This is a genomic window from Parendozoicomonas verongulae (genome assembly GCF_009711465.1).
Lineage (GTDB): Bacteria > Pseudomonadota > Gammaproteobacteria > Pseudomonadales > Endozoicomonadaceae > Sansalvadorimonas > Sansalvadorimonas verongulae.
The window spans coordinates 414-780 of sequence record NZ_SMME01000554.1 but is presented as its reverse complement, the minus strand read 5'-3'; the positions used below and the strand labels follow the sequence as shown (position 1 = coordinate 780).

The following is a 367-nucleotide window of genomic DNA, read 5'->3' as shown; positions in this document are numbered from 1 at the left end:
CGAGTTAACACTGAGCAGACATCTCCAGATCATGGGGGGTGCGGCCAACTTGCGAATGTCCCTGGACATCGTTACCCAGCTGCGCACCCGGGCAGCAGGAGGGCATCTGAACACCCCCTGCGAGGACAAGGAGATCGAACTGGCTCTGGGCCGGTTGCTCCAGGTTATGGGTGGGCCTGACAGCCTGAAAATGGCCCTGGACATCTATACCCGATTGCGCACCCGAGCGGCCGGTGGGCGGGCGAATACTCCCTGTGACGACAAAGATATCGAATTAACACTTGGCAGATATTTCCAGATCATGGGAGGCGCAGAAAACCTGCGAAAAGCTCTTGGCATCTATACCCAGCTGCGCACCCGGGCTGCC

The 367-nt window shown here is 58.6% G+C and carries 1 protein-coding gene; it reads left to right on the top strand.

The genetic code is table 11. From position 1 onward, the window contains the following. Positions 1-367: hypothetical protein (locus tag E1189_RS01460; protein ID WP_196220979.1), on the top strand; the 367-nt coding region annotated here is incomplete at both ends.